This is a genomic window from Frankia tisae, assembly GCF_025403405.1.
Lineage (GTDB): Bacteria > Actinomycetota > Actinomycetes > Frankiales > Frankiaceae > Frankia > Frankia tisai.
The window spans coordinates 24,601-31,689 of the sequence record NZ_JANEZT010000028.1; the positions used below are offsets into that span (position 1 = coordinate 24,601).

Annotated in this window: 5 protein-coding genes; 4 read left to right on the forward strand and 1 reads right to left on the reverse strand. The window is 72.6% G+C overall.

Features of this window, described 5'->3' with window-relative positions; all coding sequences use genetic code 11:
- Positions 1-422 precede the first annotated feature (422 nt).
- Positions 423-3,155 carry a branched-chain amino acid ABC transporter permease/ATP-binding protein gene (locus NBZ85_RS04735; RefSeq protein WP_261554374.1) on the forward strand — a complete coding sequence of 911 codons (2,733 nt, stop codon included), beginning with the start codon at positions 423-425 and terminating at the stop codon, positions 3,153-3,155.
- Entirely contained in the window at positions 3,152-3,964 is an 813-nt protein-coding gene (locus NBZ85_RS04740) for an ABC transporter ATP-binding protein (RefSeq protein WP_261561547.1), read from the forward strand. The genes NBZ85_RS04735 and NBZ85_RS04740 overlap by 4 nt, the downstream gene beginning before the upstream one ends.
- Positions 3,965-4,026: 62 nt before the next feature.
- On the opposite strand, the gene NBZ85_RS04745 is transcribed toward NBZ85_RS04740, so the two are convergent.
- Complete coding sequence (locus NBZ85_RS04745) at positions 4,027-4,782, reverse strand: FadR/GntR family transcriptional regulator (RefSeq protein WP_261554372.1); 756 nt, start codon at positions 4,780-4,782, stop codon at positions 4,027-4,029.
- A 579-nt stretch (positions 4,783-5,361) separates the two neighbouring features.
- Here NBZ85_RS04745 and NBZ85_RS04750 point away from each other — a divergent pair.
- Both NBZ85_RS04750 and NBZ85_RS04755 read left to right on the forward strand, forming a co-directional pair.
- Positions 5,362-6,147, forward strand: coding sequence for a hypothetical protein (locus NBZ85_RS04750; protein WP_261554371.1), 786 nt, complete (start codon positions 5,362-5,364; stop codon positions 6,145-6,147).
- Positions 6,148-6,155: 8 nt separating this feature from the next.
- Positions 6,156-7,088: an LLM class F420-dependent oxidoreductase gene (locus NBZ85_RS04755; RefSeq protein ID WP_261554370.1), complete on the forward strand. Its 933-nt coding sequence runs from the start codon at positions 6,156-6,158 to the stop codon at positions 7,086-7,088.
- The last annotated feature ends 1 nt before the right edge of the window (position 7,089 follow it).

Below are 7,089 nucleotides of genomic sequence, written 5' to 3' on the forward strand. Positions count from 1 at the left end.
CCCCGGCTCGCGACCCGCCCCGGCGTCCGTCGCCGTGGCCAGGCCGCCGCTCCACGGCTCCGGTCTCCCCGGATTTCCGTTGGATAATTAGCCTAATTAGTTCGCACGCCGAAGACAAGCGCGCCCCCCCGACCCCACAGGCCGTGCGCGCACCCTGCGCGGCCAGGTGTTCGTCCGCGCGACCGTACTCGCTGGTCAGGCGCGCGGACCTCCGCCGGCCCCGCACAGGATCTTCGTGACTCATCCCACAAGATGCGGTAAATTCCTCTAACTCAGTGAGATCTATCTACCTGCGGGTGGCGCCGGCCAGTCCCGGCCCTCGTGGCCCGATCGCCCCCCGCCTGCCCGCGCCGGCTCCCGCAGCCCGCTGCCCGGAGCTGGTGCGCCCCGGCCGACCCGGGGTGCGCGTCGAAAGGACGGACATGGTTCAGCATCTGGTCTTCCTGTGCCTGGGCATCGGGAACGGCTCGGTGTTCGCCGCCCTCGCCCTCGCGCTGGTGGTGACCTACCGCAGCTCGGGGGTCGTCAACTTCGCGACCAGCGGGCTCGCTCTCTACGCGGCCTACACCTACGCCCTGCTGCGCCAGGGCAAGTTCATGATTCTCATCCCCGGGCTACCGAAGACCGTCGACGTCGGTTCGCACCTCGGGCTGGCCGCGGCGATGGCCCTCTCGCTGGCGATCACCGGCCTGCTCGGGTTCCTGCTGTACCTGGTCGTGTTCCGGCCGCTGCGGACCGCCCCGCCGGTCGCGCGGGCCGTCGCCTCGATCGGCGTGTCGGTGGTCTTCACCGGCCTCACCGCCGCCCGCCTCGGCACGACCCCGCTGTCCGTCGAGCCGATCTATCCGTCCAGGCTCTGGACGCACGGGTCGTTCCGGGTCGCCTCCGACCGCGTCTACTTCGCGTTGACCATCCTGGCCGTCGCGCTGGCGCTGGGCGCGCTGTACCGGTTCACCCGGTTCGGCCTGGCGACGCGCGCCGCGGCGGAGACGGAGAAGGGCGCCTACCTCAGCGGCATCTCCCCCGACCGCATCGCCGCCCTGAACTGGATCATCGGCGCCCTGGTCGCCGGGCTCGCCGGCATCCTCATCGCCCCGATCGTGCCGCTGGTGCCCGTCGCCTACACGCTGTTCATCGTGCCGGCGCTCGCCGCCGCCATCCTCGGCCGGTTCCAGTACCTGGTCCCCGCGGTCGTCGGCGGGCTGGTCATCGGCATGCTGCAGTCCGAGACGCAGCACCTGGAGAGCCTGCACCACTGGCTGCCCTCCTCCGGACTGCCCGAGCTGATCCCCCTGGTCCTGATCCTGATCGTGCTGGTCATCCGGGCCCGGGCGCTGCCGGAACGCGGGGCGGTGATCCTGCGTTCGCTCGGGCGCGCCCCCCGGCCCGCCCACATTCGCCTCAACCTGCTGGTCTTCGGCGCCGTCGCGGTCATCGGGCTGGTCGTGCTCTCCGGGCAGTGGCTGACCGCGCTCATCACCAGCCTGGTGTTCGGGGTGATCGCGCTGTCGATGGTCGTGGTCACCGGCTACGCCGGCCAGGTCTCGCTCACCCAGCTCCCGCTCGCCGGCGCCGCCGGCTTCCTCGTCGGCCCGCTGACCGAGGACTGGCACCTGCCGTTCCCGGTGGCGCCGCTGGTCGCCGCCCTGTTCGCGATGGCGCTCGGCGTGGTCATCGGCCTGCCGGCGCTGCGGGTGCGGGGCCTGACGGTCGCGGTGGTGACGTTCGCGCTCGCCTACGCGCTGGAGGCGATCTGGTTCCGCAACAGCGACATCGTGCCGAGCAGCGGCGTCGACGTCCCCAGCCCGTCGCTGTTCGGCTGGGACCTGGGGATCGGCTCGGGCCCGTCGTATCCCCGGGTGCGGTTCGGACTGCTGTGCCTGGTCGTGCTCGCACTGACCGCGGTCGCCGTGGCCCGGCTGCGCACCAGCCGGCTGGGCTCGCAGATGCTCGCCGTGCGGGCCAACGAACGCTCGGCGGCCGCGGCCGGCATCAACGTCACCCGCATCAAGATCGTCGCGTTCGCGATCGCCTCGTTCATCGCGGGCATCGGCGGCTGCCTGGTGGGCTACCAGCAGGGCAACATCACCTTCGACCCGGTCAGCGCGTTCTCCGGCCTCGCCCTGTTCACCACCGTGTACATCGCGGGCATCACCTCGGTGTCCGGCGGCGTGCTGGCGGGCTTCCTCGCCGCCGAGGGGCTGTCCTACCTGATCATCGACAAGATCTTCTCCACCGGCCTGTGGTACGACGTGCTCAGCGGCGTCGGCGTCGTGCTCACCGTCGTCCTCAACCCGGAGGGCATCGTCGGGCCGGTGCACTCCTACGCCGACCGGCGTCGCCGGCGCGGTCTCGCCGAGCCGGTGTTGGGCTCGCATGCCGCCCCGGTGCCCGCGCAGGCGCGCCCGGCTCCGGTGCTCGGGCCCGACGTGCTGACCGTGCGCGGGCTGACCGTCCGCTACGGGGGCGTGGTCGCCGTCGACGACGTCTCGTTCGCCGCGCCCGAGGGGGCGATCGTCGGGCTGATCGGCCCGAACGGCGCCGGCAAAACCACGCTGATGGACGCGATCAGCGGCTTCGTCTCCTGCGCCGGCTCGGTCGAGCTCGCCGGCACTCCCGTCGAGCGCCTGGCCCCCCACGCCCGCGTCCGCGCCGGCCTCGGCCGCACCTTCCAGGCGATCGAGCTGTACGAGGACCTCTCCGTCGCGGAGAACGTCAGCGTCGGCACCACCGCGCTGCGCGGGCGCGGCGACGGCGCGCACCGCGACGTCGAGGCCACCCTGGAGCTGCTGGGGCTCGCGGGGGTGCGCGACCGGCCCGCCGGCGAGCTGTCCCAGGGCCAGCGCCAGCTCATCTCCATCGCGCGGGCGCTGGCCGGCGACCCGCGGGTCCTCCTGCTCGACGAGCCCGCCGGCGGCCTGGACACGACCGAGAGCCAGTGGCTCGGCGAACGGCTGCGCGACATCCGCGACAGCGGCGTCACCATCCTGCTCATCGACCACGACATGAGCCTGGTCCTCGGCCTGTGCGACCACATCGAGGTGATCAACTTCGGGTCGGTCATCGCGTCGGGACCACCCGCGCAGATCCGCTCCGACCGCCGCGTCGCGGCGGCCTACCTGGGCAGCACCCACGCGGAGGACGTGCCGGCATGACGACGACCCTGGATTCCCCCGGCCCCCTCGGCCCGGACCCCGCCGGGCGCGGCCCGAGCGCGGCCGCCGGGACCGCGGTCCTGCGCACCCGCGGCCTGATCTGCGGCCACGGGCGGGTGCCGGTGGTCCGCGGCCTCGACCTCGACCTCGACCGGGGCTCGGTGCTCGCCGTCCTCGGCCCCAACGGGGCCGGTAAGACGACGCTGATGACGACCCTCGCCGGCCTGCTGCCGCGCCTGGGCGGGGAGGTGCTCGTCGACGGCCAGCCGATGCCGAACGCCCGACTGGCCACGACCAGCCGGGCGGGAATGGTGCTGGTCTCCGACGACCGGGCGCTGTTCACCGGGCTGTCGGTCCGGGAGAACCTCATGATCGCCCGCCGCCGGGACGGGCCGACCCTCAGCGAGGCACTGGACCTGTTCCCCGCCCTCAACCGGCGCCTGTCGGTCAACGCCGGCGCCCTGTCCGGCGGGGAGCAGCAGATGCTCGCCGTGGCCCGCGCCCTCGTGCAGAACCCGCGGATCCTGCTCGTCGACGAGATGAGCATGGGCCTGGCCCCGGTGATCGTCGAGGAGCTGCTGCCGGTCGTGCGGCGCATCGCCGACGACACCGGCGCCGTCGTCGTGCTCGTCGAGCAGCACGTACACCTGGCGCTGGAGGTCGCCGACCGGGCGATCGTGCTGGTCCACGGCGATGTCACGCTCAGCGGGGACGCGGCCGTGCTCGCCCGGGACCCGCAGCAGCTCGAGGCCGCCTACCTCGGCGCCGTCGAACCCGCCCCCGGCTCCCCCGCCGCCGGTTCCGTCTGACCCTCGGTGACGGCAGGCCCGGTACGCCAGCACGGACCGGGCCTGCCCTCGCGCGGGAGCGCCTAGCTCATCATCTCCACAACGGTCGTGGCCAGCGGGCCTTCAAGGTAGTGGCGGGTGGCCTCGTCGAGGTGGCGGACCCACAGCCGGTGGACGAGGTCCGGCCGTCCACGCTTGATCAGATCGACCAGGCGCACGTGGCTGCGGTGCACCTCCACGGTCTCCTTGCGGGTCTGCACCTGGTCGACGTTCAGCGCGTAGCGACGGCGGGCGGTGCCGACGATGTGGTACATCATGTCGAGCATCACGGCGAGGGTCTGGTTGTCGGCGAGCTCCGCCATCAGCCGGTGGAACTCCTCGTCGTGCACGATGAAGGCCGACGGGTCGTCCAGGTGCGCCTCGGCCCTGGCCAGGCACTCCTCGAGCCGGGCGATGTTCTCCGGCGTCGCCGAGGTCGCAACCAGTCGCGCCAGCGGGGCCTCGACCTCCGCCCGGGCCCGGTAGACGTCCGCCATGGCGGTGCTGCGGTACTCCAGCACGTAGCCGACGTAGCGGGCGGCGACGTCGCCGTTGGGGATCTGCACCCGGGCCCCGCCGTGCACGCCGCGCCGCACGGTGATCAGCGACTCCGACTCCAGGATGCGGAACGCCTCGCGCAGCGTCGGTCGACTGACGCGGAACTGTTCCATGAGGGCCGACTCCGAGGGCAGGAGGTGGTCCTCAAGAAGCTCGCCGGTGATGATCTGCCGGCGAATCGTCCCAGCCACGAGCTCAGCCGCCTTGGGCACCCGAATACCGGCGGTCGTCACAGCCGTCATCCCTCGTCTCTGCGGCTCCACCGACGCCTGCCTGCGAACGGGGCGGAGCCGCGGCGTCCGGGAGCCGATCTGGGCCGAAATTGTCTAGCGGAATTGTGGACTCTACATCTTCAACGTCAGCATCGACCGTAGCGGGACCCGCCCACGACACTCCCGCGGTGCGCCGCCGGGCCTGCCTGGCCGCGCCGGTGGTACGCGAACCACCGACCCATTCTATGGCCTGCGCCCCCGCCGTCACGAGGGACTGACGCGATCAATCGGTTAGAAGAATCACAGAATTACACGCCTGAATCGACTCTCCGTCATCGACTCCCAGAGCCATCGGCTTCTGGACACCCTCCACGCCAAGTACCCCGCCCGGTCCGACCGCGGGCCACATCCGACCCGCCGACACCCCCTCCACCCCGCCCATCGATCATCCGGGCCCGATCCCGGGCCGAGCGGGCGGGGAGCGGGTCCAGCGGCGCCCCCACCGCGGCAATGGTGGACAGCGCTACGTCAATAAAGTTAGATGAATGAGCTCCGTAAGCTGATGTAGAGTTTTTGAGCGAGCCGGCGGAAGCCGGGCCAGGGGGCGATGTGAAGATCACGGGTCTCGCACTCGCGCTGTTGGACATCCCGGCGCGGTACACCCAGGAGTACAACCGCTGGTACGACCTCGACCACCTGCCCGAGCATGTGGCCAAGGCCGACGTCGTCGCCGGCCGGCGTTACGTGGCGACCCCGGCCACCCGGGCAACGCCCGGGGCGCTGGCAGGCGAGCTCACCGGCGGCCACCCGCCCTACGCGACCATGTACCTGTTCGGCGGGCCGCTCGACTTCATGTCCGAGCAGGCGTTCGCCGGCTGGCGCGACACCGACCGCGCGATCACCCGGGCGGGTCGCTTCTGGGTGCACGGCCGGCCGGTCTTCACGAGCTGGTGGCGGCTGACCGCGGCGCACACCCGCCCGTCGATCGACGTCTCCGCCGACGCGATCCCGCACCTGGCGCACCAGGGAGTCGTCGTCAGCATCGGCCGGGCCGGTCCCGGCGGGCGCCCGGCTGCCCTGGACTGGTGGGAGCGCACCCAGCGCGACGACCTGTACGAACTGCCCGGCCTGCTGGGGACCCTTCAGCTCGAACCGGTCCAGACTGGTGAGCAGGACCTGGTGCTGCACGTCCTGCTGTGCGCGCAGCCGGCGGCCGACGTCCTCGCCGGGCTCACCGCGGTTCGCGACCGCCAGCGCCTCACCGGCCGTTTCCCCGCCCACGGCGGTGCCCACGAGACCCTCGCGCTGCTGCCCTACGAGCGGATCATCCCGCTCCAGTACGACTTCGACCTGGGCGCGTCCGCCGCCGACCCCCCGCCCGCGGGCCGGCCCTGATGCGTTTCATGGCCGAGTACAACGTCCGCAGCGACCCGGACTCCGGCTGGCTGGACCCGGACAACGTGGCGACCTTCGCGCGGACGCTGGAGGAGATCGGCTTCGGCGCGCTGGCGTTCACCGACCACCCGGCGCCCAGCGCGAAGTGGCTGGCGGCGGGCGGGCACGAGACGTTCGACCCGTTCGCGGCGCTCACCTTCTGCGCCGCTGTCACCCGGCGAATCCGGCTCATGACGCACCTGGCGGTCGTCCCGTATCGCAATCCCCTGCTGCAGGCCCGGTCGATGACCACCGTTGACGTGCTCTCCGGCGGACGGGCGATCTTCGCGCTGGGCACGGGCTACCTGCGTTCCGAGTTCGCCGCCCTCGGCGTGGACGCCGACAAGCGCAACGAGCTGTTCGACGAGGCGGTGGAGGTCATCCGCGAGGCCTGGACGCAGGACGTCGTCGTGCACACCGGCCGGCACTTCCACGCCGCCGGGCAGGCCATGCTGCCCCGGCCGGTGCAGCGCCCGCACCCCCCGCTGTGGCTCGGCGGCAACAGCGGGCTCGCCCTCGACCGGGTGGCCCGCTTCGGCCAGGGCTGGGCCGCGCTCGTCGGTTCCCCGCAGCTCGCCCGCAGCGCGCGCACGGCGTCGATCACCTCCACCGCCGAACTCGCCGCCCGCATCCGCGAGCTCGAACGCCGCCTGCACGCCCGCGGACGCACCCTGGACGAGATCGACGTCCTCGCCCCCACGCCGGCCGGCGTGCTCGCGAACGGGCAGTCGCCGGCGCAACGCCTCGACGAGCTGGCCCGGCTGCGCGGCATCGGGGTGACCTGGGCCGGCGTCGTGCTGCCCGGCGGCGGCTTCGCCGCGGCCATGGACAGCGTGCGCCGCTTCGGCGCCGAGGTCATGGCCGCCTTGACGCCACCCGACCCGGGGGGCCGGGCCCCGTGAG